The organism is Algoriphagus formosus (assembly GCF_002807035.1).
Lineage (GTDB): Bacteria > Bacteroidota > Bacteroidia > Cytophagales > Cyclobacteriaceae > Algoriphagus > Algoriphagus formosus.
On record NZ_NIUC01000001.1, the window covers coordinates 225,438 to 250,806 of the forward strand.

Annotated in this window: 27 protein-coding genes and 1 pseudogene; 11 read left to right on the forward strand and 17 right to left on the reverse strand. The window is 41.9% G+C overall.

Going from position 1 to position 25,369, the window contains the following annotated elements:
* Positions 1–46 precede the first annotated feature (46 nt).
* Together CDH51_RS01045 and CDH51_RS01050 are read right to left on the reverse strand one after the other, a co-directional pair.
* Entirely contained in the window at positions 47–853 is an 807-nt protein-coding gene (locus tag CDH51_RS01045) for a 3'-5' exonuclease (protein ID WP_100626866.1), read from the reverse strand.
* Positions 850–2,211 carry a UDP-N-acetylmuramate--L-alanine ligase gene (locus CDH51_RS01050; RefSeq protein WP_100626867.1) on the reverse strand — a complete coding sequence of 454 codons (1,362 nt, stop codon included), beginning with the start codon at positions 2,209–2,211 and terminating at the stop codon, positions 850–852. The genes CDH51_RS01045 and CDH51_RS01050 overlap by 4 nt, the downstream gene beginning before the upstream one ends.
* Before the next feature lie 97 nt (positions 2,212–2,308).
* Here CDH51_RS01050 and CDH51_RS01055 point away from each other — a divergent pair, with 97 nt between their 5' ends.
* From CDH51_RS01055 to CDH51_RS01065, 3 genes are all read left to right on the forward strand, one after another.
* Entirely contained in the window at positions 2,309–3,016 is a 708-nt protein-coding gene (locus CDH51_RS01055) for a lycopene cyclase domain-containing protein (protein WP_100626868.1), read from the forward strand.
* A gap of 65 nt (positions 3,017–3,081) precedes the next feature.
* Positions 3,082–4,653, forward strand: coding sequence for a replicative DNA helicase (dnaB, locus tag CDH51_RS01060; protein WP_026946482.1), 1,572 nt, complete (start codon positions 3,082–3,084; stop codon positions 4,651–4,653).
* A 2-nt stretch (positions 4,654–4,655) separates the two neighbouring features.
* Positions 4,656–5,654 carry a zinc-binding dehydrogenase gene (locus CDH51_RS01065; RefSeq protein ID WP_100626869.1) on the forward strand — a complete coding sequence of 333 codons (999 nt, stop codon included), beginning with the start codon at positions 4,656–4,658 and terminating at the stop codon, positions 5,652–5,654.
* On the opposite strand, the gene CDH51_RS01070 is transcribed toward CDH51_RS01065, so the two are convergent.
* Positions 5,644–6,138, reverse strand: a complete 495-nt coding sequence (locus CDH51_RS01070; protein WP_100626870.1) for a hypothetical protein — start codon at positions 6,136–6,138, stop codon at positions 5,644–5,646. The two genes, CDH51_RS01065 and CDH51_RS01070, sit on opposite strands and share 11 nt — an antisense overlap.
* 86 nt (positions 6,139–6,224) lie before the next feature.
* Here CDH51_RS01070 and CDH51_RS01075 point away from each other — a divergent pair, with 86 nt between their 5' ends.
* The gene (locus CDH51_RS01075; protein WP_157807018.1) at positions 6,225–7,400 is read left to right on the forward strand and encodes a patatin-like phospholipase family protein; all 1,176 of its coding nucleotides are present in this window, start codon (positions 6,225–6,227) and stop codon (positions 7,398–7,400) included.
* Between the two features lies 1 nt (position 7,401).
* Here CDH51_RS01075 and CDH51_RS01080 read toward each other — a convergent pair whose 3' ends face one another.
* The gene (locus CDH51_RS01080; protein WP_100626872.1) at positions 7,402–7,734 is read right to left on the reverse strand and encodes an enzyme of heme biosynthesis; all 333 of its coding nucleotides are present in this window, start codon (positions 7,732–7,734) and stop codon (positions 7,402–7,404) included.
* Between the two features lie 74 nt (positions 7,735–7,808).
* Between CDH51_RS01080 and CDH51_RS01085 the strand changes: the two genes are divergently transcribed.
* The 4 genes from CDH51_RS01085 to CDH51_RS01100 all read left to right on the forward strand — a co-directional run bounded on the left by CDH51_RS01085 (position 7,809) and on the right by CDH51_RS01100 (position 11,519).
* Positions 7,809–8,546 carry an electron transfer flavoprotein subunit beta/FixA family protein gene (locus tag CDH51_RS01085; protein WP_100626873.1) on the forward strand — a complete coding sequence of 246 codons (738 nt, stop codon included), beginning with the start codon at positions 7,809–7,811 and terminating at the stop codon, positions 8,544–8,546.
* Positions 8,547–8,580: 34 nt separating this feature from the next.
* On the forward strand, positions 8,581–9,549 hold the full coding sequence (locus CDH51_RS01090) for an electron transfer flavoprotein subunit alpha/FixB family protein (protein WP_024282552.1): 969 nt from the start codon (positions 8,581–8,583) through the stop codon (positions 9,547–9,549).
* Between the two features lie 5 nt (positions 9,550–9,554).
* Complete coding sequence (locus CDH51_RS01095; RefSeq protein WP_024282551.1) at positions 9,555–10,151, forward strand: bifunctional nuclease family protein; 597 nt, start codon at positions 9,555–9,557, stop codon at positions 10,149–10,151.
* A gap of 84 nt (positions 10,152–10,235) precedes the next feature.
* Positions 10,236–11,519: a NupC/NupG family nucleoside CNT transporter gene (locus tag CDH51_RS01100; RefSeq protein WP_100626874.1), complete on the forward strand. Its 1,284-nt coding sequence runs from the start codon at positions 10,236–10,238 to the stop codon at positions 11,517–11,519.
* A gap of 142 nt (positions 11,520–11,661) precedes the next feature.
* Here the strand turns inward: CDH51_RS01100 and CDH51_RS01105 are convergent, their stop codons facing one another.
* The 3 genes from CDH51_RS01105 to mnmA are packed head-to-tail and all read right to left on the reverse strand — an operon-like array spanning position 11,662 to position 15,126.
* Positions 11,662–13,137 carry a M28 family peptidase gene (locus tag CDH51_RS01105; RefSeq protein WP_100626875.1) on the reverse strand — a complete coding sequence of 492 codons (1,476 nt, stop codon included), beginning with the start codon at positions 13,135–13,137 and terminating at the stop codon, positions 11,662–11,664.
* 46 nt (positions 13,138–13,183) lie between these two features.
* Positions 13,184–13,900: a pseudouridine synthase gene (locus CDH51_RS01110; RefSeq protein WP_100627767.1), complete on the reverse strand. Its 717-nt coding sequence runs from the start codon at positions 13,898–13,900 to the stop codon at positions 13,184–13,186.
* 11 nt (positions 13,901–13,911) lie between these two features.
* Positions 13,912–15,126, reverse strand: a complete 1,215-nt coding sequence (mnmA, locus tag CDH51_RS01115; protein WP_100626876.1) for a tRNA 2-thiouridine(34) synthase MnmA — start codon at positions 15,124–15,126, stop codon at positions 13,912–13,914.
* Positions 15,127–15,309: 183 nt separating this feature from the next.
* Between mnmA and CDH51_RS01120 the strand changes: the two genes are divergently transcribed.
* On the forward strand, positions 15,310–16,689 hold the full coding sequence (locus CDH51_RS01120) for an MATE family efflux transporter (protein WP_100627768.1): 1,380 nt from the start codon (positions 15,310–15,312) through the stop codon (positions 16,687–16,689).
* 92 nt (positions 16,690–16,781) lie between these two features.
* Here the strand turns inward: CDH51_RS01120 and CDH51_RS01125 are convergent, their stop codons facing one another.
* From CDH51_RS01125 to CDH51_RS01135, 3 genes are all read right to left on the reverse strand, one after another.
* Positions 16,782–17,534 (reverse strand): hypothetical protein, encoded by a 753-nt coding sequence (locus CDH51_RS01125; protein WP_100626877.1) that lies wholly within the window; start codon positions 17,532–17,534, stop codon positions 16,782–16,784.
* Between the two features lie 72 nt (positions 17,535–17,606).
* Positions 17,607–18,275 (reverse strand): CAP domain-containing protein, encoded by a 669-nt coding sequence (locus CDH51_RS01130; RefSeq protein ID WP_100626878.1) that lies wholly within the window; start codon positions 18,273–18,275, stop codon positions 17,607–17,609.
* Between the two features lie 67 nt (positions 18,276–18,342).
* Positions 18,343–18,591 carry an acyl carrier protein gene (locus tag CDH51_RS01135; RefSeq protein ID WP_100627769.1) on the reverse strand — a complete coding sequence of 83 codons (249 nt, stop codon included), beginning with the start codon at positions 18,589–18,591 and terminating at the stop codon, positions 18,343–18,345.
* A gap of 336 nt (positions 18,592–18,927) precedes the next feature.
* On the opposite strand from CDH51_RS01135, the gene rfbA reads away from it, so the two are divergent.
* The gene (gene rfbA / locus CDH51_RS01140; RefSeq protein ID WP_100626879.1) at positions 18,928–19,791 is read left to right on the forward strand and encodes a glucose-1-phosphate thymidylyltransferase RfbA; all 864 of its coding nucleotides are present in this window, start codon (positions 18,928–18,930) and stop codon (positions 19,789–19,791) included.
* Here the strand turns inward: rfbA and CDH51_RS01145 are convergent, their stop codons facing one another.
* Both CDH51_RS01145 and CDH51_RS01150 read right to left on the reverse strand, forming a co-directional pair.
* Entirely contained in the window at positions 19,792–20,466 is a 675-nt protein-coding gene (locus CDH51_RS01145) for an ROK family protein (RefSeq protein ID WP_100626880.1), read from the reverse strand.
* A gap of 140 nt (positions 20,467–20,606) precedes the next feature.
* On the reverse strand, positions 20,607–21,224 hold the full coding sequence (locus tag CDH51_RS01150) for an NADPH-dependent F420 reductase (protein WP_100626881.1): 618 nt from the start codon (positions 21,222–21,224) through the stop codon (positions 20,607–20,609).
* 293 nt (positions 21,225–21,517) lie between these two features.
* On the opposite strand from CDH51_RS01150, the gene CDH51_RS01155 reads away from it, so the two are divergent.
* Positions 21,518–22,810 carry a serine hydrolase domain-containing protein gene (locus tag CDH51_RS01155; RefSeq protein WP_100626882.1) on the forward strand — a complete coding sequence of 431 codons (1,293 nt, stop codon included), beginning with the start codon at positions 21,518–21,520 and terminating at the stop codon, positions 22,808–22,810.
* A gap of 29 nt (positions 22,811–22,839) precedes the next feature.
* On the opposite strand, the pseudogene CDH51_RS01160 reads toward CDH51_RS01155, so the two are convergent.
* From CDH51_RS01160 to CDH51_RS01180, 5 genes and pseudogenes are all read right to left on the reverse strand, one after another.
* Positions 22,840–23,055 (reverse strand): annotated as a pseudogene (locus tag CDH51_RS01160) (tRNA uridine-5-carboxymethylaminomethyl(34) synthesis GTPase MnmE); the annotation flags it as partial.
* A gap of 35 nt (positions 23,056–23,090) precedes the next feature.
* Positions 23,091–23,330 carry a type II toxin-antitoxin system BrnA family antitoxin gene (gene brnA, locus CDH51_RS01165; RefSeq protein WP_198514240.1) on the reverse strand — a complete coding sequence of 80 codons (240 nt, stop codon included), beginning with the start codon at positions 23,328–23,330 and terminating at the stop codon, positions 23,091–23,093.
* Complete coding sequence (locus tag CDH51_RS01170; RefSeq protein ID WP_100626883.1) at positions 23,302–23,562, reverse strand: BrnT family toxin; 261 nt, start codon at positions 23,560–23,562, stop codon at positions 23,302–23,304. The genes brnA and CDH51_RS01170 overlap by 29 nt, the downstream gene beginning before the upstream one ends.
* A 294-nt stretch (positions 23,563–23,856) precedes the next feature.
* Positions 23,857–24,498 carry a DUF6266 family protein gene (locus CDH51_RS01175; RefSeq protein ID WP_100626884.1) on the reverse strand — a complete coding sequence of 214 codons (642 nt, stop codon included), beginning with the start codon at positions 24,496–24,498 and terminating at the stop codon, positions 23,857–23,859.
* A 178-nt stretch (positions 24,499–24,676) separates the two neighbouring features.
* Positions 24,677–25,111 carry a DUF6943 family protein gene (locus CDH51_RS01180; protein ID WP_100626885.1) on the reverse strand — a complete coding sequence of 145 codons (435 nt, stop codon included), beginning with the start codon at positions 25,109–25,111 and terminating at the stop codon, positions 24,677–24,679.
* Positions 25,112–25,369: the final 258 nt, after the last annotated feature.

Consider the following 25,369-nt stretch of genomic DNA (forward strand, 5'->3'; position numbering starts at 1 on the left):
AATAAAATAAAAAAGCCGATTTCTTAATGAAATCGGCTTTTTTGTCTTATCGCGAGCCAAATCCTCTCAGCTTGACTTGAGTAAGCTTGCGTTTGGTATCGAGCGGGAAGTCTCCGCGCATCATCCAGTCATAGTACCCTGGTTCTTCCTTGAGTACCTGCTCCACAGTTTTCCCTTTATGCTTTCCAAAATTGAAGATTTCTATCCCTTCCGAATTGAAAATAAACCGACCCGCCAAATCAACCATTTTTTCATTGACCAGGTCATGGATTTTCTTCATGTCGTTTTCAAAAATTCCAAGTTTATTGCCCTGAAGGTCTTCGACTTCTTCGCCTGCATACCGAACAACCTGCGAACGAAAAACTTCTAAGGTAGCCAAGGTATCTGCCTCAGCGCTGTGAGCATTTTCAAGAGTTTTTCCACAGTAAAACTTATATGCTGCTGACAGATTTCGCTTTTCCATCAGATGGAAAATCTTTTGTGCATCTAGCAGATTTCTTTTGTCCAGATCAAAGTCAATTCCGGAGCGAAGAAACTCTTCAACCAAAAGTGGGATATCGTATTTCAATACATTGAAACCTGCCAAGTCAGCAGCTCCAATAAATTGGTGTACATCTTTTGCGATGTCTTTGAAGTAAGGCTTATCCTTAACATCCGCGTCATAAATCCCATGAATCAAAGAAGACTCCAATGGAATGGGAATAGTGGGATGAACGCGCTGTGTATAAATCTCTTTCATTTCATCAGGAAAGAGTTTTACCAAGGAGATTTCTACAATTCGGTCTGTCCCTACATTTGTTCCTGTTGCTTCCAGGTCAAAAAATACAATGGGATTTTTAAGGTTTAAGGTCATGATTCTTTAAATTTTTTCTCAAGAGCCGGAAGGTCAAGATTGTCGTAATTTCCCGAGCTCATCATTAATAGGTTGGTGTCTTTGTAATCCTTTGAAATAAGGTAATCAAACAGCTTCTGACTCTGTGTAAAAACCTTCAAATCAATTCTCTCAAAGCCTTTTTTGAGAGTTTCTTCGTCCAAAACTTCCAGCTTTTTGAGGGCTGCTGCATGTGGGTTTAGATAGATGATAGCTTCATCTGCTTCATCCATCGTATGTGCATAGTTAGGTAGAAAATCCCGATTGAGCGAGGAATAAGTGTGTAATTCTTGAACAGCAACCAGGTTCCTGTCGGGAAATTGTCGCTTTACAGCTTCGACGGTGGCTTTCAGTTTCGATGGGGCATGGGCAAAATCACGGTACATCACACCGTCGCTTTTTTCAGTCAGAAGCTCCAATCTCTTAGCTGCACCTTTGAAGGTCTGGATTGACTGATAAAACTGCTCCTTACTCAAGCCGAGCTCCAGACAAACTTTCATTGCTCCGTTGAGATTTTGGAGATTGTGGTCTCCGAATAGGTGGATAGGGATTTCACCCTGATCAGTAATCAGGTAAGTTTTCCCATTTTTGATCACAGCCGGGTGTGTAGGGTAGGGAACTCTTTTCCCATCGATTGATTCAGTCTCAGCAATTTGTTTCACTAAAGGATCCTCCTCGCAATAAATCAGAGTTCCTGATTTCGGAGTCATTTTCATCAAGTTTGCAAAAAGCCCTTTGTATTCGTCGAAGTCAGGAAAAACATTAAAATGATCCCAGGCTATTCCTGAGACAAGTGCAATGTCGTGCTTATAGTGGTAGAATTTTGGCCGTCTATCCAAGGGGGAAGTCAAATATTCATCTCCCTCGATGATGATAATAGGAGCATCAGATAGCCCAACCATCAAATCAAAACCCTCAATCTGGGCTCCCACGAGATAGTCAAACTGGACTTTTTGATCTCTCAGGACATGAAGAATGATAGAGGTGATGGAAGTTTTTCCATGCGAACCTGCTATGACTACCCGCTTTTTATCCTGGCTTTGATTGAAAACAAATTCAGGGAAGGAATAAATAGGAATCCCAAGCTCTTTGGCTTTGATCAGCTCCGGATTGTCGATGCGGGCATGCATTCCTAAAATAATGCCATCTAGACCTTCATGAATTTTTTCGGGATACCAGCCAAATTTCTCAGGTAAAATACCTGCTTTTTCCAGTCTAGTTCGCGAAGGCTCATAGATTTCATCATCCGAACCACTCACCTGATGTCCTTTTTTTGCTAAGGCAAGAGCCAAATTATGCATGATTGCTCCGCCAATGGCTATAAAATGATAGCTATTCATTTGGGTTGTTTTAGTTTTCGATATAAAGTTAAATCTTTGCGGAAGCCTAACGAATCATTATCAAACTATTTCACCAAAATTAATAGACTGAGAAAATATGCTGGAGGACAAGTATGCATACCTGATTCTTTCTTTACTCTATCTACTGGCTTGGTTTGTAGTATTTTTTAAAAGTCCCTGGAAGAGCGGAATGATCAAAGTGGGGATTATTGGTGGGCTGATGGGAATCATCGCAGAAGTTTGGTATTTCCACGATTATTGGAGACCTCCGATGATTTGGAAAACCGGTTGGCCGGGAATTGAGGATTTTATTATTGGCTTTGCGATGTTTGGAGTTGGTGGATATATCCACTCATCTTTTACTAAAAAGGAGATAGACTTCGAAAGACAAACAGCCGCCAAAAACCGTGATTTTTTTATTTTATGGTTGATTGGATGTGCCAGTTTGACTGTTTTTAGCCTGATTTTGAATATCCACTCTGGATATGTCACATTCCTGACTTTCATGGGTTTAGCGACTTATATCTGGATTCAAAGGCCCGATTTGATCAAGCTTTCGCTGATTTCTGGTTTTGCTACTTTGGCCATTGTTATGGTCATTTATTATATCACCTTTGGCCTGCTCTATCCTGATTTTTGGGATAAATATGGAATGCTGAATGATGAGCCCATTTTGGGTTATAAAATTATCGGTATTCCAGTCTCTGAAATGCTTTGGCATTTTGGTTGGGCGGTACTTTGCTCCATGTTCCGTGGGTATAGAAATGGAGTGTACTATAAGGAAGCTTCCCCGATCGGGGCTTAATTTTTGTGGACAAGTTCTGGAAAACTTGTTTAAAAATACCCGCAGAAAGAAAATACATTTGTTAAATGAGTGAACAGCCAGCCAACCCACGTAATTCCCGTAAAAAGCCCACTTACGAAAACCCGAACAACCTAGGTAAACTTCCGCCGCAAGCCACAGACTTGGAAGAGGCAGTCCTTGGTGCTCTCATGCTTGAAAAAGATGCACTGACGCAGGTCATTGATATCTTAAAGGTTGAGAGTTTTTACAAGGATTCGCATCAGGCCATTTTTCAGGCGATTCTTGATTTGTTTTCTGAATCCCAACCAATTGATCTACTCACAGTAACCTCTCAACTCCGGAAAAATGGAAAGCTGGAGATTGCCGGTGGGGCTTTTTACATCACTGAATTGACCTCAAAGGTATCCTCTGCTGCCAACATCGAATTTCACGCTCGAATTATCACGGAACAAGCCATCAAGCGAGAGTTAATTAGAATTTCCTCAGAGATCCAAAAGAATGCATTTGAGGAAACCACCGATGTTTTCGAGTTGCTGGATGAGATGGAGCAGTCTCTTTTTGAGATATCTGAGAAAAACATCCGGAAAAATTACGCAGATATGCGGTCCATCATGCGGGAAGCTATCGCAGAGATGGAGGCTAAAAAGGATCAAAAAGATGGTTTGACGGGAGTTCCTTCAGGTTTTACCGATTTGGATCGGGTCACTTCAGGTTGGCAAAAATCAGATTTGGTTATCATCGCGGCCCGTCCTGCGATGGGTAAAACGGCTTTCGTGCTTTCTGTACTTCGAAACGCAGCTGTGGATCATGAGCGTCCTGTTGCGATATTTTCCCTTGAAATGTCCTCCGTTCAGTTGGTGAATCGATTGATTTCTTCAGAAGCTGAACTTGATTCAGAAAAAATCAAAAAAGGAAGTTTGCTTGAGCATGAATGGGCCCAATTAGTTCACAAAACTGCCAAACTTTCCAAGGCATCACTTTTCGTCGATGATACGCCGGCCTTGTCGATTTTGGAGCTTCGGGCAAAAGCCAGAAAGCTAAAGGCCCAGCACAATATTCAAATGATCGTAATCGATTACCTGCAGCTGATGTCCGGCGATACCAAAGGCGGGGGAGGAGGAAACCGAGAGCAGGAGATTGCAAGTATTTCCCGTGCATTGAAAAAGATCGCAAAAGAGCTTGAGATCCCGGTGATTGCCCTTTCCCAGCTTTCCCGAGCGGTGGAAACCCGAGGAGGAGATAAAAGACCACAACTTTCTGACCTTCGGGAATCCGGTGCTATCGAGCAGGATGCTGATATGGTTATGTTCCTTTATCGTCCGGAATACTATGGAATTACAGAAGATGAAGGAATGAGTACACAGGGAGTAGGAGAGGTGATTATTGCAAAGCACCGAAATGGATCCTTAGGCACTGTCAAACTTCGATTTATTGGTAAATACACTAAGTTTACAGATTTGGATAGTTTGGGAGGTTATCAGCAGAATCAATCGACCGAGCCTCTTTACGGAAATAAATTCTCCTCTCAATCCAGCGGAGCATCTAATTTCGATTCCTCTCAAACCATCAATCTTCCTAGCCGGGCAAACGATGATTCGGATGACCTATTAAATAGTGATACAGAAAGCCCATTTTAATCATGCTAGGAATTGTTTTAGATAGAAATCTCGCCGATAAAATTGAGTTGAGAGAGGTGAGCATACCTTCACTCATGTCAAATCAGGTGAAAGTAAAAATCAAGGCCGCTGCGCTAAATCATCGGGATGAATGGTGTAGACAAGGGCTCTACCCAAATATTTCCGATGGAGTGATTTTGGGTTCTGATGGAGCTGGAATTATTGAAGAAGTGGGTTCAAAAGTTTCCTCTTGGAAAGTAGGTCAAGAGGTCATCATAAATCCGGCTCTGCATTGGGGAGAGGATCAAAAGGCCCAATCCAATGATTTTCAAATCTTGGGGATGCCAGAGCATGGGACCCTTTCAGAACAGGTCATTGTAACAGCTGATCGACTTCATCTGAAGCCTTCTCATTTGAATTGGGAAGAAGCCGCAGCGCTGCCTTTGGCAGGCTTGACCGCTTTTAGAGCATTGGTATATCAGGGAAAAGTCACACCAAGCGATCAGGTCCTGATTACAGGCTTTGGAGGTGGAGTTGCACAGTTTGCAGCACAATTTTCAAAAGCTTTAGGCGCTAAGGTATATGTATCTAGTAGTCAGGATTCTAAAGTTCAAAAAGCCCTCGAAATTGGGCTAGATGGAGGCTTCAATTACAGAGATGATGATTGGACTAAGAAAGCCCAAAACGAAACAGGAGGATTTGATTTAATTATTGATGGGGCTTCAGGTGATGGCTTGAATGACTTGATCAAAGTTTCTCGTCCAGGGGCTAGGATAGTCATCTACGGAGCAACTCAGGGAAACCCAGGTAAATTGGAAGCGAGACGGATTTTTTGGAATCAGCTAAAAATCATGGGCAGCACCATGGGTTCGGATAATGACTTCTCTGAAATGCTGAAGTTGGTGGAAGAAAAGGAAATCAAGCCTTTGGTAGATCAAGTCTTTCCTTTTGAAAATGCCGTAGCTGCATTTGACAGAATGCGGGATGGAAAACAGTTGGGGAAAATTGTTCTTAAGCCTTAACTGCCTTGTAAGTCTCACCAAACTCCTTTTTGGCAATTCGGTAAATTTCTGAAAAATCCAGTGGGCATACCAGAAAGTCACCTTCTTTGACTACCATGCTTTCACCCCAAGGAGCTATAAAAGTAAGCTCCTCATCACTTTTGAAGTGCTCTAGGTCTTGGGCATTGACTTCAATTGCATTGATTTTCCCGATCGGATGGTAGCTGGCCCAGCCTTTTGACAAGCTTTGATGGATTTGGTATTTACTTTCGAAGACCTCCTTACCAACCAAGTATTGCTCACCTGAACTGGTTTGATTTTCAACCAAAAAATCACCTTCCTTCGCCGTGTTTTGGGTTTCTACACCATCTGATGTTCGGGTAATTACTTTTTCCCCCGGCTTTGCTTTTTTAGCAGTCACAAGCGTTTTCTTTTCGTAGGTTTTACCCTTTTCTTCAATTCTCGGAATGAAGTATTCGAGCATTTCTTTCTGTGTGACTGCCATAAAAATTCCTGATTTTTTAACTAGCTGAATTTCAATTTACTAAATTGTATAAAAATGTTTTTCTCCAAAAATCCAAAATCACTTTTATGAAGACTTTAGCCGAAAAATTTGATGCGAAGACTGGAAACAAACGAATCCTTGCCCTGGATGGTGGGGGGATTCGAGGTGCATTGACGCTTGGGTATTTGAAACACATTGAAGACCTTATTCGAAAACAGCACTCAAAACCAGACATGTTGCTTTGTGAGTACTTTGACATGATAGGAGGGACAAGTACCGGGTCTATCATTGCCGCGGCCTTGGCCAAAGGAATGTCTGTGGATGAAATCCGGGATAAATACTTTGAGCTAGGCACAAAAATCTTTGGCAAGAAATACAGATGGTATCGGATTTTCGAGATTGATGATCTTCTGAAAGCCAAATATGACGATAAGGCCTTGATCTCTGAACTGAAAAACGTATTCGGGGACACTTTGCTTGGGGATCAGAAGGAAATCAAAACAGCTCTTGTCATCGTAGCTAAGCGTGCAGATACCAATTCCGTTTGGCCCTTGAATAACCATCCCAAAGGAAAGTTTTATGACACAGAGCACGGGAATAATAAGGCCATACCCGTTTGGGAATGTGTACGCGCGAGTGCAGCGGCTCCTACTTATTTTCTTCCACAAAGCATCCATGTGGGTGGAAAGGACAGCTATGCCGCATTTGTAGACGGTGGAGTAAGCATGGCCAATAACCCTGCTCTGCAGATGTTGATGGTCGCTACGCTTAAAGGATTCCCCTATCATTGGGAAATGGGTGAGGATAAATTGATGGTCGTGTCAGTAGGGACAGGAATGACTCGCTGGAAAAAGTTACCTCGACGAATCAGTAAAAGTCACCTGCTGAATTGGGCTTCCAATCTTCCAGAAATGTTCATGCAAGATGCCAGTTGGCAAAATCAACAAATCATGCAATGGCTATCGCGCTCGCCTACAGCGGTTGAGATTGATAGTGAAGTGACTGCTTTGGAAGATGATATTCTTACGGATGAACCAGGAAGAAAAAAGGGATTGATTCACTACCTACGCTACAATGTGATGCTAGACGTGGAAGATCTGAATGAGCGATTTAAGCCCTCGAAACCATATACTCAAAAGCAGGTGGATAGCCTAGCCGCGATGGATAATGCAAAAAACTGTCGAAAATTATATGATTTAGGCCACATGGCGGGAGCACAGGAGATCAAGCAAGAGCATTTTCCTGCAAATTTCAAAATTTGACCTAGTCTAGGTCATATTCGAACAGGAAGTTTTGATAGGCATTTTGCAGTTCACGGAGCGCTTTCGATTCCTTGAGTTGCTTGGCCAGTTCAATTCCTGATTCGAAAGTTTCTTTGGCTTCTTGGATCAGTTCGTTTTCTGCAAAAAAGTGAGCTGATGGAAAATAGACCGGTAAATATTCAGGAAAATCCTTTAGAACTTTCCTAAAGTAAAATAGAGCTTTATCAGGTTGACTAGTTTCAGTTTCCAAGGCTAAGGCGTACCAGTTAAAGGGGTTGTTAGGTTCTTCTTTTGCAAACTCTTCTAAAAGTCTAAGTCGCTCTAAATTGGCCATGAATTGTTTTTTTAATTAAGGTCTTACTGTTATTTTCACGACAAATAAATCTAAAATAATCAAATTCTAAACCAATGAAGATTCTTGTATGTATCACCCACGTGCCAGATACGACGTCAAAGATTCAATTCACTGACAATAATACAAAGTTTGACACCACAGGGGTTCAATTTATCATCGGTCCGTACGACGACTACGCATTGGCTCGAGCAGTTGAGCTAAGAGATCAAACTGGAGGTAAATTGACTGTGTTAAATGTAGGACTTGCAGAAAGTGACCCTACACTGCGAAAGGCATTGGCTATCGGTGCTGACGAAGCGATCCGAGTAAATGCTGAGCCAAAAGATTCTTTCTTTGTAGCCTCTCAAATCGCTCATTATGCCAAAGAAGGAGGCTATGACTTGATTCTGATGGGTAGAGAGTCTATCGATTTCAATGGCGGAATGGTTCATGGAATGGTCGGAGAAATCCTAGGTATGCCATCCTTTTCTCCAGTAATGAAGCTGGATGTGGAAGGAAGCACTGTGAAAATGGCCCGTGAGATTGAAGGAGGAAAGGAAATGCTTGAAGCTACCCTTCCTTTGATCGCTGGATGTCAGGAGCCCATCGCAGAGTGGAAAATTCCAAACATGCGGGGAATCATGTCTGCCCGAACAAAGCCTTTGAACGTAGTGGAAGCCGTTTCTGAGGAAACACAAGCTGAAGCTACCCAATACCAGCTTCCTCCTGCAAAAGGTGCTGTGAAGCTCATCGATAAGGACAATGTTGGAGAGCTAGTGAAGCTTTTGAAAAATGAAGCTAAAGTCCTTTAATTCAATTAAATAAAGAATTTAAAATCAAGATAATATGGCAATTTTAGTATATATAGAACACGCGGGAGGTAAGGTAAAAAAGACAAGTCTTGAGGCAGTATCTTTTGCAAATGCTTTGGCAGCTAAAACCAACGAAGGAGAAGTCGTCGCTGTAGCATTAGGTGCTATCGGAGATGATGAGTTAGCTTCTGTGGGTTCTGCCGGTGCTGCAAAAGTATTGCATGCATCAGATGACAGGCTTTCTGCGGGAGTAATTCAGGCACATGCATCAGCTGTTGCTCAGGCATTCGAGAAGGTAGGAGCAAAGACCGTAGTTTTAGCAAAGTCATCTCTGGGTGATGCTGTAGCTGCCCGATTGGCAATTAAAATTAAAGCGGGACTTGTTTCAAACGTAGTCGAATTGCCCGATACAAGTTCAGGGTACCAAGTAAAAAGAAGTATTTACACCGGAAAGGCTTTTGCCATGACGGCAGTAGAAACTGAAAATAAAATCTTGGCGATCAAAAAGAATGCTGTTGACTTGAAAACGGATGGTGCTCCAGCAAGTGTGGAATCCTTTGAAGTTAGCTTGGCAGATTCTGATTTTGCTTCGAAAATCACATCTACTGAGCAGGCTACAGGTGAAATACTACTTCCTGAAGCTGACATCGTAGTATCAGGCGGACGTGGAATGAAAGGTCCTGAGAATTGGGGAATGATCGAAGACTTGGCCAAAACCTTGGGAGCTGCAACAGGCTGTTCAAAGCCAGTTTCTGACATCGGTTGGAGACCTCATCACGAGCACGTAGGCCAAACTGGTGTAAAAGTTGCACCAACTTTATACGTAGCAATAGGAATTTCAGGCGCTATTCAGCATCTTGCGGGCGTAAACTCTTCAAAATATATCGTCGTGATCAATAAAGATCCGGAAGCTCCATTTTTCAAAGCTGCGGATTATGGGATCGTAGGAGATGCTTTTGAAGTTGTTCCTAAGTTGAACGAAGCGCTTAAAGCTGAACTCTAATTTTTGTGGAAAAAGTTATTGAACTGGAAATTTTAGGTCTTTCTTCTAACCATTCTCAGTCAGGATCTTTTACTTTGGTACTGGGAGAGGTTGGAGGAATCCGCCGTCTACCCATCGTCATTGGGATGTTTGAAGCTCAGGCAATTGCCCTGGAGATTGAAAAAATCATTCCTAATCGTCCGATGACGCATGACTTATTTAAATCATTTGCTACAGGATTCAATTATGATATCGATCGAGTAGTGATTACTGATATGAAAGAAGGCGTGTATTACGCCAAAATTCAATGTCGTAGTGATCAGGTCGATGCAGAAATCGATTCTAGGCCATCCGATGCTATTGCCATTGCAATTCGCTTTGGTTGTCCGATATTCTGTAGCGAAAAGGTGATGTCGGAAGGTGGCGTGGAGCATTTCGATGTAGAAGAGCCCCAAACCAAAAGTACCAAGTCAACTTCTTCACAAAAATTTACTGCAAAGAAAGAACCATCCTTGAAGGATTTTAGCTTGGATAAACTCAATCAATTGCTGGATAAAGCAATCGCTGATGAGGACTATGAAAAAGCTGCGCGAATCAGGGATGAAATTAATAAACGAAACTAGGACTTCGAAAAAAGCCTGAGAGATCAGGCTTTTTTATTGCTCCCTATTCTCTAATTTTGAGGCTTCTGCTTCAACAGGAATTCTATGGATTATATCAGAGGTATCATTGGTTTGCTTGTCATCGTGGCAATTGCTTACATTTTTTCCGCAAACCGACGAAAAGTAGATTGGAGACTAGTACTCATAGGAATTGCTCTCCAATTAGTTTTTGGAATTCTGATCACCAAAGTACCAATCGTAGCTTCCGGCTTTTCGGCTTTATCCAGTGCATTTGTAAAATTTCTGAGCTTCAGTGAGGCAGGAGCAAGGTTTATTTTCGGCGATCTGGCAGGAGATAGTTTCGGATTCATATTCGCTTTTAAGGTTTTACCGACCATTATTTTCTTTTCTACCGTTTCTGCCGGGCTGTATTACTTAGGAATTCTTCAAAAAGTTGTATTTGGAATCGCCTGGATAATGGCACGTACGATGCGACTGTCCGGTCCGGAAAGTCTCTCTGCAGCGGGAAATATTTTCTTGGGACAAACCGAAGCGCCACTACTTGTTCGCCCCTTTATTCCCAATATGACCAAGTCAGAACTGATGTGTTTGATGACGGGTGGTATGGCGACGATAGCAGGAGGTGTTCTGGCAGGTTATGTAGCTTTTTTGGGAGGAGATAGTCTAGAAGAGCAAAGTAAATTTGCCGCTTACTTGTTGGGAGCGAGTATTATGAATGCACCGGCTGCAATAGTGCTTTCAAAGATTTTCATCCCTGAAGTGGAAAAAGAGCGGGTCGAAGAAAAGCTGGAAGTGAGTAAGGAAAGTATGGGAGTTAACCTGATCGACGCTATGTCTATTGGTGCTTCCGAAGGATTAAAGCTTGCTCTCAACGTAGGAGCGATGCTTTTAGCCTTTATCGCGGTGATTGCAGCTGTCAATTACTTCTTAAACGATTTGATCGGAGAAGTGACAGGAATCAATGGCTTTGTGGTAAGTACTACCGGAGGACAGTTTGATGGCTTTTCCTTAGAATATATTTTTGGGCAGGTATTCCGAGTCTTCGCCTGGGTTATTGGCGTAGAGTGGACAGATACCCTGCAGGTAGGAAGTCTCTTGGGTCAAAAGACTGTAATCAATGAATTTGTCGCGTACTTGAGTCTTTCCGAAATGAAGGAGGTAGGTTCTCTTTCTCCCAAGTCAATCGTGATTGCAACCTATGCACTTTGCGGCTTTTCTAATTTCAGTTCAATTGCCATTCAATTGGGAGGAATCAGCATCATCGCTCCAAATAAACAAGGAACCCTCAGTAAACTCGGTTTGATTTCCCTTTTTGCTGCTTCGCTTGCTTGTATGATGACAGCTACGATAGCGGGAATGTTATTTTAGTAGTAAGAGCAGGTCTCAAGAAGTAAGTACTCAGTAGCAGCGAGCTCGAAAAAGACTTCACCTTGATAAAGTTTTAAAACTGATAAAAAAAAACCCGGAGATGAATCATATCCCCGGGTTTGAATTTTTAAGAATTTATTAATTACTGATCTCCGTAAAGCTCTTTGCTTGCCTGCTCGTACTTGTCACCTGCAACCCATTTTGGCTTGGAAGGATCGTTGGCGATGAGTTCAGCAGCTCGGATATATGATTTCCAGTATTTCACCGCATAGTCCAGATCAAAGTTGTCCACCTGATCTCCAGGCTTGTGATAATACTTATTGATCTCATCATCAAAGGCTCTAAAGCCTAATGAAAACGTAGGCGCCGGGATTCCTTTTCTGGCAAAGTTTACATTATCAGAGCGATCATAAAGCCCTTGCTCAGGAGAAGGATCTGCAATTGCTTCCAATCCAAACTCTGTAACAGCTTGACTAATCAGTGGGTCACTACTTGTTCGTCCCAAGCCAATAACCGTGATTACCTCGGTGTCATTGTATCCGCCGTTATCAATATTTAGATTGTAGATGATTTGATCAAGAGGAATTAATGGGTTTTCAGCGAAATAGGCTGAGCCCAAGAGTCCTTTTTCCTCTGCGGTCCAAAGTGCTAGGATGATGGATCGTTTCGGTGGATTTTTTGCAAAGTATTTTGCTGCATTCATTACAGCTACAGTTCCTACTGCATTGTCTCTTGCGCCATTATAAATGGAATCTCCCTCTGCATCAGGAGTTCCCACACCCACATGATCATAATGAGCCGAAAGAAGTAAATACTCATCCTTAAGCTCAGGATCAGTTCCCTCGATCCAGGCCATCACATTTTTTCCTTCGATCTTGGTATTCACCTTTCCTTCTACATTCAGTTGAATGTTTTTTACTTTGCCTTCACTGATACCTTTACTTAGGGTATTTTCTACATCTTTTACCCATAGGTAAGGTAGATTGGAGCTTTCGCCCTGATCGATCCCCATAGTTGGGCGGTTTAGGTAATTAGCCACCAATTGCCAAGGAATGGAAGGGATATTAAAGCGCTCCACCAATGCTACAGCTCCGGCTTCTTGCGCTCTGGCAGTCTTTGATCTTCCCAAAGCGAAAAGTGCAGCAGGACTCATTTGATCAGGTGCGCCTACGTTGGTTATAACGACTTTTCCTTTGACGTCTTTACCGGCAAAGTCTTCTTCCAGGCCAAAGCCTAAGTCAACCACCTCATAACTTCCGGTTGCCGCTTCTCCATCCAACACAAGCAATTCCTCCCCTTGAGTGAATTTCGAATCCCCTATCATCAATTCCCCTGTTTTGGGAGGTTGGGAGAGTCTAAATGGAATATTTTGGAAGTAGCCATCCGATCCAGGGATAGGTTGAGCCTTATATTTTTTGAGATATTTTGCGATGTAATCGTAGGCTAAGGCCATCTCAGGACGTGCAGGATCTCTTCCCATCAATTCGTCAGAAGCCAAATATGTAAAATGGCCTATCGCTTCTTTGTCTTTAAATCGTTTTTCGATCGTCTCTTGCTGTGCAGTAGCGAGGCCTGAAAGTGAGACTAACAGTGCCAAGCTTAAAATCTTTTTGTTCATCTGATTGGGTTTAATTGCCTGAAAATACAAGAAATAGAAATAGCGTTTAACTCAAATTCGAAACTTCTTCCTTTTTAATCCCTATATCCATTAAAATTGCCCGAAAATGTACAGGTAATTCTGCTTTAATTCGGATTACCTCATTTTCAATCGGGTGGGTGAACTCCAGAGTATGGGCATGAAGCAGCATCTTTTGAAGCTTGAATTGTGACTCAAAAAACTTGTTTTGTTTATTGTCTCCGTGTTTCTTATCTCCGATTATGTAATGTCTGGCTTGTGCTAAATGCCTTCTAATCTGATGTGTTCGGCCCGTTTCAGGAGAAAGCTCAAGTAAAGCGTAGCGACTGCTCGAATAACGTCCTGTGGTATCAAAGGGGATTTCTGCTGAGCAAAGGACTTTAAAGCGGGTAATTGCCTCCTGAAGTCTTTTGCTTCGCTCACTTTCAAGCGGTCGATCAAAAGTACCCACAGCTTCTCTCGGTACACCCCGCACCAGGGCTAGGTAAGTTTTTTTCACCCTTCGCTCAGCAAATTCCTTTTCAATCAGTGGAATCAACTCTCGATTCTTAGTGAAAAGTAAAACCCCTGAAGTAGCCCTGTCTAATCGGTGAACGGGATGGACGTAGACACCAATTTGATCCCGAAGCATTTGGATGGCAAACTCATGCTGCTCCTCTGCTGCTATTCTTGTTCTGTGCACCAAAAGTCCGGCCGGCTTATTAATGGCAATTAGCCCAGCATCTTCATAAAGAATCTCCAGCATCTGATTCAGATTCAATAGATAGTACCTGAGCCTATGCACTCTTCCCCTTGATACCAGGCTACAAATTGACCTGAGGCTATCCCTTTTTGGGCTTGATCGAAGATGATGTACAGACCATTTTCGCGCTGCAAAAGAGTGGCTCCGGAAAGGGCCTGTCGATATCGAATTCTAGCTTCATATCGGGCAGTTTCTCCAGGCTGAAGCTTCAGATCCTCTCGAATCCAATGAATTTGATCATTTTTCACAAAAAGAGCATGCCTTAATAGTCCTGGATGATCTTCTCCAAGTCCTACGTAGATGACATTTTCTTTGGTATCCGTAGCGATCACAAAAAGCGGTTTGCCAGTTCCCCCTACATTCAAGCCTTTTCGCTGTCCCACCGTAAAATAATGGGCACCTGGATGTTCGCCGACTTTTTTTCCTTCATCTATTTGATAAGATAGGGGAAAGGCTAGATCATGCAGCGTCTCCTCCTCGTAATCTTCAGGATCCAGATTGGCAGGTACTTGGTATTTTTTCAGTTTGCCCAAATCTGCCGGAATTTCGATGATTGGGCCTGTTTTCGGCTTCAATTGCTGCTGTAGAAAATCAGGCAGTCTCACTTTTCCGATAAAACAAAGTCCCTGAGAATCTTTCTTTTCTGCCGTAATCAAGTCTAGTTTTTTGGCAATGGCTCTCACCTCAGACTTTTGCAGATGGCCAATGGGAAATAGTGCTTTCGATAATTGACTTTGGGTCAATTGACATAAGAAATAGCTTTGGTCCTTATTGGGATCAGCTCCGGCTAGAAGTTGGTAAACGGCTTTTCCATCAACTTCTATTTCACCTTTTTGGCAATAATGACCTGTAGCCACAAAATCAGCTTTTAGCTTTTGTGCCGCTTTTAGGAAAATGTCAAACTTGATTTCCCGGTTACAAAGTATATCCGGATTGGGTGTTCTGCCTGCCTCATATTCGGCAAACATGTAATCGACGATTCGCTCGCGGTATTCCTCGCTGAGATCGATGGCTTGGAAAGGAATCCCAAGTTTCTCGGCCACCAACATGGCATCGGTGGAGTCCTCCATCCAAGGACATTCATTGGAGATGGTGACAGATTCATCGTGCCAGTTTTTCATAAACATGCCGATGACTTCGTAGCCTTGTTCCAGCAAAAGATGGGCAGCTACGGAGCTATCCACACCACCGGATAGCCCAACTACAACTCGTGGTTTTGTATTTGTCATGATTCAGAGATGGATTAAAGGTCCATTGAATTTCACTTGTAAACCCCCATTTTTTACATGGGGTTCAATTTTTGCCAAAGTTCGGTAAAATGAATCGCATCACCATCCAAAAGATATTTTTCTCATTGTGCGCTTAAGGTCTAAGAATCTCTAATTTTGTCAGAGCTTTTTTGGATTGAGACCATGAACTTCCAACTATTAAAAGATGCCATCGCAGGTAAGGAGCAAGACTTTACCAAGCTTTCGCTGAAGACTGCAATTTTTGTATTGGCCGTGCCGATGATTTTGGAGATGATGATGGAGTCTCTCTTTGCTGTAGTGGACATATTTTTTGTAGCCAAATTGGGAGAAAAAGCCATTGCTACGGTGGGCTTGACTGAGTCCGTAATCGTGCTTGTTTATGCAGTTGGTTTTGGTATCAGTATGGCTGCTACAGCTTTGATTTCTAGGAGGTTTGGAGAAAAGAACTATCATCAAGCAGGATCCCTGGCCTTTCAATTACTTTTGGTGGGAGGAGCTATATCGCTTATTTTCAGTGTTTTGGGGATATTCTTTGCTTCTGAAATCCTCCTACTCATGGGAGCTGAGGAAGAAGTCATTGTGACGGGATCGAAGTTTACCCAAATAATATTTGCAGGGAATGCAGCTATTCTACTGCTCTTTTTGATAAATGGAGCTTTCCGCGGAGCGGGTCAGGCTCATCATGCGATGCGATCACTTTGGATTGCCAATGGATTTAATATAATTCTAGATCCTTTGTTGATTTTTGGGCTTGGTAGTTTTGAAGGTTTCGGGCTGGAAGGTGCTGCTTGGGCTACTACAGTTGGCCGCGGAACCGGGGTTTTATACCAACTCTACCACCTTTTTAATGGAAAACACCGACTGAAGATCACCGCTGCTAATCTGATTGTCAAATGGAAGACTATCCGTAAGATCATGGATATTGCCCTTGGAGGTATGGGCCAATTCTTAATTGACTCTGTCTCCTGGGTTGCTTTGACCCGAATGAATGCGGAATTTGGATCCACTGCACTTGCCGGTTACACGATTGCTATGCGGGTATTGATTTTTACCATCTTACCTGCTTGGGGTATATCCGGTGCTGCAGCCACTTTGGTTGGTCAAAATCTGGGTGCAAAGGAAGTAGGAAGGGCAGAAGAATCTGTTTGGCTCACTGCCAAATACTGCATGATTTTTATGGCATCCGTCACAGGGATTTATCTTTTCTATTCAGATGAATTGGCGGGAATTTTCACAGATAATCAGGAAGTGAAGGATATTGCAGCTCAAGGTCTTTGGGTGATTGCCTTGGGTTATGTGTTTTTTGCGATCGGGATGGTTTTAACTCAAGCCTTCAATGGAGCAGGAGATACCAAAACTCCTGCTTGGATCAATGTAGCTGTATTATTGGCATTTGAAATTCCGCTTGCTTGGGTTTTGGCTTTTACCTTTGACTTAAAATATCTCGGAATATTTATAGCCATAGCCGTCGCACATTCACTTCATGCCGTCGTAGCTTATATATTTTTCAAAAAAGGAAAATGGAAGCGAATAGCGGTATAAAAAAATCAGCAAGCTGAATGACAACTTGCTGAATATTAGCTTTTTAAAATGTATATATCAACTTTTTTTTTGCAGAAAGGTAGTGTTTGAACTTAATTCAATTCCACGAATTTGCTATCGACTGTTTCGTTGATGAAGTATATTTTCTTACCGCCAAAGGTTTGGCTTTCGCTATTGTAAGCAGCTACTTGGACAATTCCCTGAGAAGTAGCTCGAAGTCCACTGATTTCTGATGCTGAGAAAGTCATGCTTGTGGATCTAGCCTCTTTGGTGACCACTTCACGTCCATCAGATATTACCCAAAGAATATTATCAACGTTGGAAGGTACATTTTGAATGCTTAGTGTGACGTCACCACCCAAAGCGATTTGATCACTTACGCTCGTTTGAAATCTAACTACTCCGGGCATTGGTTTGCTGGTGGTGTGAGAAAACCCATCAAATCCATTTCCTCCAGAGACATTCCAATCATTCGCTTGGCCCTCGTTGATTCCCAAGGTGATATCAGTGAAATTATTAACATAAGTTCCATTGACATTTTGCATGGCAAAGGCATTGATACTGACATCTCCCGCATTGACCAGGCTGCTATTGATGCCAGAAGAATAGAAGTTGGCATTGGCTACATCAATCAAAATATCCGGCATGCCAGGCACGGTTGGTGTACCTTCGGGAAGGTTTGATTTTGCTTTAATAGCTGCTAAAACACCATCCGCATCTCCAGGAGTCGGCAAAGGATTGGTCTGTGTTGTTTGTTGCGGATCTTCTGAATCTGAATCGCATGAAGCAGCAAGCCCTAGCAGAAATACAAAAGATAGAATTCGATAAAAGTTTGAAATTTTCATGGCTTTGAAAGTTTTTTGTTTCTCCAAAGCTCATGGTTTAGTGACTAGGACTCAATACGGCATTTTACCTATTTATTCATTGCTAAAGCATTGCACATTAATAAAATAGGGCATGTTGTAAAAACTCTTTTCTGGATAAATGGCACATCCTGCTGCCATTTGATTTAAGCCTGGATTGATCAGATTGGCTCGATGGCCAGGGGAGTCAATCCAAAGTTGTACTATCTCACGTGCGTAGGAAATATAGCTATGGTAGGGGACCGGTTCAGGCTCTTTCCCCTGATAAATAAACTCTCCGGGGCTGGTAGGAGGGTAAATCCTTTTTCCATATTCATAATCTATCCCTGCGGTTGCACTGATATTTTCAGCTATCAGTGGTGGATTTAATCCTACAATTTGAAAACGATCCCTGAGTTTCCGCTTGTTTCTAATTTTACTTTGATGCCCGTAAAAATTATGTTTGACCATGTCGCTAGCATGATCGGCTGCAAGTTTCTCTATTTTGTAGGAATACTGAAAAGCAGGTAGACCTTGTATGGTCCTATATTCATTGCTTACATAAAAAATCGCCGCATGAAGTAACGGATAATCAATATCTGAAGGGTCCAAAACCTGATAGGCTGGCTCATATCTGTAAAATGACTCCCAAGTAAAATCCTCATAATCAGCCAAGGACCAATTTTGAGCATTTACTTCTAGATGAATACATAATAGGAGGAATACTAGAATAGGTCTACTCATTGTCCAATCTCAATCGTACTGAAATTTTTACGATGGAATAGACCTATTTAGTATGGATGAACAGAAATTAATTGCTTTGTGGCATTTCCAGAAAAAGCGCAATCAATTCTTTTGGAGTACAAGCTCTTTGAAGCATTTCTTCCTGCAGGTAAACTTTCAGTTGGAACTCCAGCTCGAAAATGAGACCGTTTACGAAAACTGGGTCCATATTCAAGTTTTGGATAAAGTGATCGTTTTTTCGAGCACCATTCAGCATGATTCCGTAGGAGTGGAAAACTTCCACAGCTTTTTTAAGAAGTGTAAATTGTTGGTTCATATCGTTTTCAATGAGAATTTGTGGTAGTCTGAGCAATTCACTCTTAGTGACTTACGCAAGTAGTCATTGAAAAGGTTTTAAAAGGTGTTAAAATTCCATGTATTGATATTTTTTGAAAAAAGTCAAAAAAATCAATGGTTCGAAACAATTAGCTCGATGTTTAAACTGTTTAACAGCAATCAATAGAAAAGGAAAATCAAAGACCCTCCAAGGAGATTTAAATAGAGCTAGAATAAAGAACTCAATTTCCCTTTAGTCCAGCCTGAAAAAAATCATTAAACTATGTGTAAATAGGGAATATGCCTTAGTTTTGTTCGTGTTATTATTTTCTCAACTATGAAAGGCATCATTTTGGCCGGAGGCTCCGGTACTAGACTTTATCCGCTTACCATCGCAGTCAGCAAGCAGCTTATGCCTGTCTACGATAAGCCCATGATTTATTACCCATTATCGGTATTGATGATGGCGGGAATTCGTGAGATTTTGATCATTACCACTCCCGAGGATTCGGAATCATTTCAAAAGTTGTTGGGCGATGGCTCTCAGGTCGGATGTAAGTTTGAATATGCCGTGCAGCCTTCTCCAGATGGATTGGCTCAAGCTTTTATCATTGGAGAGGAATTTATCGGAGATGATAAGGTTGCTTTGATTCTTGGGGATAATATCTTCTACGGTTCGGGATTAGCCAAGACTTTGCAAGAAAATACCAATCCTACGGGGGGAGTTGTTTTTGCCTATCATGTGACTGATCCGGAGCGATATGGTGTGGTGGAATTTAATGAAGAGCAGAAAGCCATCAGCATTGAGGAAAAGCCAAAAAATCCAAAATCAAGTTTTGCCGTTCCCGGACTATATTTTTATGACAATCGGGTGGTGGATATTGCCAAGAACATCAAGCCTAGTCCAAGAGGGGAGCTTGAAATCACTGATGTGAATAACGAGTATCTGAAAATGGATGAGTTGCAGGTGGCAATACTCAATCGAGGAACAGCATGGCTAGATACCGGAACACATCAGTCTCTGCTTCAGGCGGCCCAGTTTGTAGAGGTGATTGAAGAAAGACAAGGACTGAAGATCGGCTGTATCGAAGAGATTGCTTTTCGAAGTGGTTTTATTGGAAAAGAACAGCTCCTTCAAGCAGCTGAAAAACTCGGAAAGAGTGGATATGGCACTTATCTAAAGCGTCTGATCAAGGATTAATCAAATCCAGAAATCTTCTTCCCACATTCTAAATCCGCCCAAAAAAGCGTTTTGATTGGTTCCAAGACGGCAGCCTTCGGGGATTTCTGAAAGTAGTTTGGAATTACCTCCTCCTAAAACGATATCATCAGGCTGCAAAGCATCAGAAAGAATGGAAACTGTATTTCTAACGTGCTTTTCCCAGCGCTTTTGACCGCTTTTAAAGAGGTATGCCTTACCAACGTAATTCTCAAAGGTGGATTTCTTGTAAGGCAGGTGTCCGCCTTCAATAGGGATAATGGTGCCATTCATGACCATGGCAGTACCCAAACCTGTACCTAAACCAAGAAATAAAAGCTTTTTGCCTTCATAGCTACCCAATGCCTGCATCGCTGCATCATTTAGTATTTTGATAGGCAAATCGAAGGCTGAATGAAAGTCAAACTCAGTCCATCCGGAACCCATATTTACAGGGTCACTGATGATTTGATTATGCTTAACCACTCCGGGAAAACCCATGGTAATGTGATCATATTCCCAATTGGTAGCATGCTCTCTTACAAGTGGTACTAGTTGCTCTGGCGAAAAATCAGCTCCAGATGGGATTTTGATACGGTCTTTTTGGCCTGTAGCCAAGATTTTGACATTGGAACCTCCGATGTCGATTACCAGAATTTTCTTTTTTGGTTTCTTCATTTCTTGAACTTCCTTTCCCTTTGGAATGGCTAAGTTTAGATTATAGATTATATAGCCCGAAACTATGAAAAATCAGGGAAAAGACGATAAGACCAAGTCGATTTTGGTTAAAATGATAAGCTAAACGGGCGAAAGCCCATTTAGGCTGATATCAGCTTGAAGTGATATTGACTGTTTTGACTTTTGTTTACAGCGATTTCTCTTTCTAGGTGATAAAAGGCTTCCAAGAGTGCTGCATTTTCAAACTTTCCGGCATCGATCGCTTTGAATCCAATGAATTCTATTAGCCTCTTGACACGGATTTTTTCAGGTACATCTTCTCCACAATAGTAGGTCTCTTTGATCACACCCAAGTTATCGGACATTGGATAGTCAATCCCTAAGTTGTTGAAAGCCTTGAAAAGGTGAGCCTTCGGAGCTGCCTTCTTCAATAGTCTGATATGTGAATTTTTGATCCGATCATCATATACCGTATTGGTACAGTCGATGATTAGCTTATCATGAGTATCTGTGTTTTTAAGTGACATCCAGATTTCGGGAAGGTATCCTGTATCTGCACAGATAAGAACAAATTCTGACTGAATGATGGCAGATTCGTAAGGACAGATCCGATGATGGAGTCGATTGAGCATTTTCCATTCAGGCTCTTGGGTATCAAAGTCCGGACGAACGCCAAAAACTACATCAAGACCTGCCTCGATAAATTTTTTCCCAAGGGTTTTTGCAAGGGATGTACCCCCCAATATTCCAATTTTCATAAGGTGATAAGTTTATAATTGATAAAAGGGTGAAAGGAGATCTTGCTCCTAGTAATCATATAAACTGCTGAAAATTAGCATAGTTCAATCGAAAATTAAAATAATATTTTGAAAAAAATTGATTTACAATATATTATTCACTTTTATGAATATCAAAAGCAAAAAGCATAGGGTGAATTTCTAACCCAAAGTATAATTTTTTTTAGAATTGCTAAAGTGTTGAAGTTCAGGCCAAACAAACCTTGCTTTAGTTAGCCAAAATTTTTTCTATACTTTTGAAAAAACCCATTGGAATGAAGAAAATACTGTCTGCCTTTTGCTCAATTATCCTCCTGGTCCAGTTAGGATTTGCACAAAATGAATTGATCCACGCTCGCCCGTCTCAATTAGAAATGGATGAAGCTTTTATTAAGCAAAAAGTGGACTCCATCATGCAAATGGGAATCGACAGTTTGGCCTTTCCCGGTGCGCAAGTGTTGGTGGCAAAGAACGATACGGTCATTTTTCACCAAGCCTATGGCTTTCATACTTACGAGGGAGTGCAGGCCGTAGCTTTAGACGATTTATATGATTTGGCATCGGTAACCAAAATCTCCGGTCCACTGCCGGCTTTGATGAAGCTGGTAGATGAAGGCAAGCTGGATCTGGACCAACCTTTTAGTAACTATTGGAAACCCTGGAAAAAGCGAAAGGACAAAAGGGATTTGACTTTGCGGGAGATTTTGGCTCATCAGGCTGGTTTGGTCCCATATATTGTGTTTTTGCAGAAAGTGATCAAGAAAAATGGCAAAATCAAAAAGCGCTTTGTCCATGATTCTCCTTCCAATCGGTTTCAGGGGCAGGTCTATGATGGGTTTTTTATCAATGATCGCTTTGAACGAAAAATGAACCGAATCATCAACCGGTCAAAAGTTTCGAAAGATAAAAAATACCTGTATTCCGGACTGAGTTTTTTGATTTTTCCAAGTCTGATTGAGCAGCTAACGGGTACGGACTATGAAAGCTATTTGGAGGAAAACTTCTACAAACCCATAGGCTGCCACACGCTTGTCTATAATCCTAGGGAGAAAAACTTGGAAAATGCGATCGTTCCAACCGAAGTGGATTCCCTATTTCGGAAAACGCTGGTAAAAGGTTGGGTGCATGATGAAAATGCGGCACTGAAAGCCGGCGTGTCCGGAAATGCAGGTTTGTTTGGGACGGCTGATGACCTAGCGAAATTGATGATCTTCTATCAGAACTATGGAAATGTGGATGGCAAACAGCTTATTTCTGAGAAAACCGTTCGGGAATTTACTCGAGTTCAATTTCCAGAGAATGATAATCGAAGAGGTTTAGGTTTTGATAAGCCCTTGCTTGACAATGCGGCGCATTCTCTTGAGGAGGCTTATCCTTCGCCACTGGTAAGTGCTGAAAGTTTTGGTCACTCAGGCTTTACAGGCACCTTTGTCTTGGCTGACCCGGTGCATAAACTCACCTTTATTTTTCTCTCCAATCGGGTATATCCCACAAGAGATCATCGGAAACTGTACAGCTTAGGAATTCGGGAAGCCTTGCAGGATGTTTTTTATCGGGCGGTGAATTGATTTGAAATAGGCTAGGTGAGGGGATTGGATCACTTCCCAATACATAATGTCGAAAAGAAATTCGCCAAAAGGTCGTCAGTGGTAATCTTTCCAAGGAAATGTAAGGATCGAAGGATATCCATGGCTAGGAAATCATTGGTGACTTCCTGATCCAAACCATCCAAAACATCAAGCAGGGATTCTCTAGTTTTGGTCAGGCTGTCAAAATGCCGAATATTGGTTGTGACAGTATTTCCGGTTTTGAATAAATACACAAATAATTCATACTCTTTGAATTATCTCAAACAGTCTTTTTAAGCTTTTCAGAAATGAAAACCTTAATCACACTTTGCCTGGTTATCCCTAGATTCCTAGCTACTTTATCCAATTCTTGAACCATCCACTCTGGAAAGTCTACACTTACTCTTTTTGGTTTTTGGCCAGGTCTGGTATTTTTTTCCAAATCAAGAAATTCAATGAGATTTTCAATATCGTCAAATTTCTTGTCAAATTCAGCCGCTGTAATAGATTTCTTTTTCATTTTCTCTGGATCTTCTTACCGATATAATTCTTTTTGAATCTGAGCGAACTGTGTAAATGGTTGACCAAATAGCCCCATTAAGTTCGGCAATCATCATAAATCGCTGTTCATCAATTGTACGTGCTTTAATTATGATCCTATTCGGATCGTTCCATAATTTTATGGATTCTTCAAAATCAATTCCATGTTTGATTTTATTAGCCTTACTTTTTGATGGATCAAATTCAAACATAAATTTGACTTACCTAGAAAACACTTCTAATTTAATCATATTTGTAAAAATGGCTCAAAAATTACGTAAAAAATAATCAGAAAAGGAGTCCTATTGTCCAAATAGTCTTACTTCCCGATGCAATATCTTTTCAATACCTGTATATCAGGTAGTTATGTCGTAATAGCAACAGATTAGCAACAAGAAGTGTTGATATTAGGCTAATTAAGGACTAAAGAAAGGAAAAACGAAGTGTGCGGGCATAAAAAAACCGCTCCACAAAGGAAGCGGTTTTTATCGAAAACACCAATCGCTTTACGCAACTGTTACAGAGCCTAAATAAACGCTGTTGGCGACTTTTGTACCGTCTTCTGATACAAACCCTAAGAAGACTTCTACATCTTCTCCTGAGTACTCAGAAGGTACAGGAATGGCTGCAGCTGCGGCACTCCTTGCAGGTCCAGCAGTTGTAAAAACTGCTTCTCCACGGGTAGTGTTCAAAAGGGCAATCAGCGCCTTGTCTGTTGCCTGAGCACTACCACTGCCTGAGTTATCTGTCCAGGTCACTTCCACTGATCCAGCACTTGGAGAAGTGGCAGCACCGTTGGCAGCTCCTGTGAGATTTCCACGAGTAACCAATGCACTTGCATAGTCAATCATGAAGTTTGGATAAACTCCGGTAATCGCATTGTTCAGGTTGTATGACATGGCCGCATTGAACTGGGTCATTTTGTTTGCATACAACTTGAAACCGACTCTCAGGAAGTCTGTCATGGGCTGCAAGAACCGCAAGACAGTTGAGAACTTCGAACGCTGGTCAACCTGACCTTCCGTTCTTGGATTCGCTACACTGGAAGGTTTGATGCGCAGGTAATCGATGCCCTTCCAAGTTCCACCGATTACATTCCCTACTTGGCCTGATACGCCACCGAGAATACCTTGATTAATTTTTCCCATCTCTTTACGATTTTTAAGGAGTTAAACATTTGCTTGGACTTGACACGGACTTACCATGGATTTGCCCTTCGCCAACTAAATTACTTCAAGAATTAGGCGGTAGTTCTCTCTTGGGTGCTGTTGCGGTGGTGTGCTTTATTTTGCTTTTGTCGCCCTGTTTTTTTGGCAGGGCAGGAAGTTACCCTGCATCTGCTTCTTTCATCAAGTCATAAAATATGGCTTGTCTGGCAGTATCAATCATCTTTAGTGTGACTTTGATTTTTTGCTCGTTGGTATCGAGTAGTTGAAGGGCTTGAATTGCCTTTTGAAATGCCAGGGCTTTGCAGCTTGCTTTGGTAGAGCTTTCCCGGATCAGCTTTCGGCTTTCATCAATAGTCACAAATGGAATTACAGAGCCTTTCAGGAGATAGTGAAATGATTTTGACCTCCACAATCCAAAGCAAAGCCAAAAGAGAAATTCCCTGTCCTCTTGGTTGTCGGTGAGGCAAACAAAGCAATTCGGGCAAGCGTTGTTGAGCGGTTTCCCGCTGTTCAATCCTTTATTCAGGATAAAGAAGTGCGGCTGTTGGTAGCTGCTTTCCAGTCGATGTGTTTTGATACGAAACGATTTCATACAGTGAGCCATTAAAGTTTTGCTCGCTGCGCTTCGCATATATTTTTTCAAAAGAGAAAAGAAAAAAGGGAAAAAAAGAAAAGAGAAAGCTGTCTTTCAGGCGGGTGAGGCTCGGCTGTCAAGGTTTTTGGAAAAAATACTACCCGAAGGGTGGAGATTTTTTTCAAAACCCGTAGGGCTTGACCTTGACTGTCCGAAAGTGCGATGGGCATGTGCGAACCCGCCTATCTTTGCTTTTCTCTTTTTAAAATTTTCCCT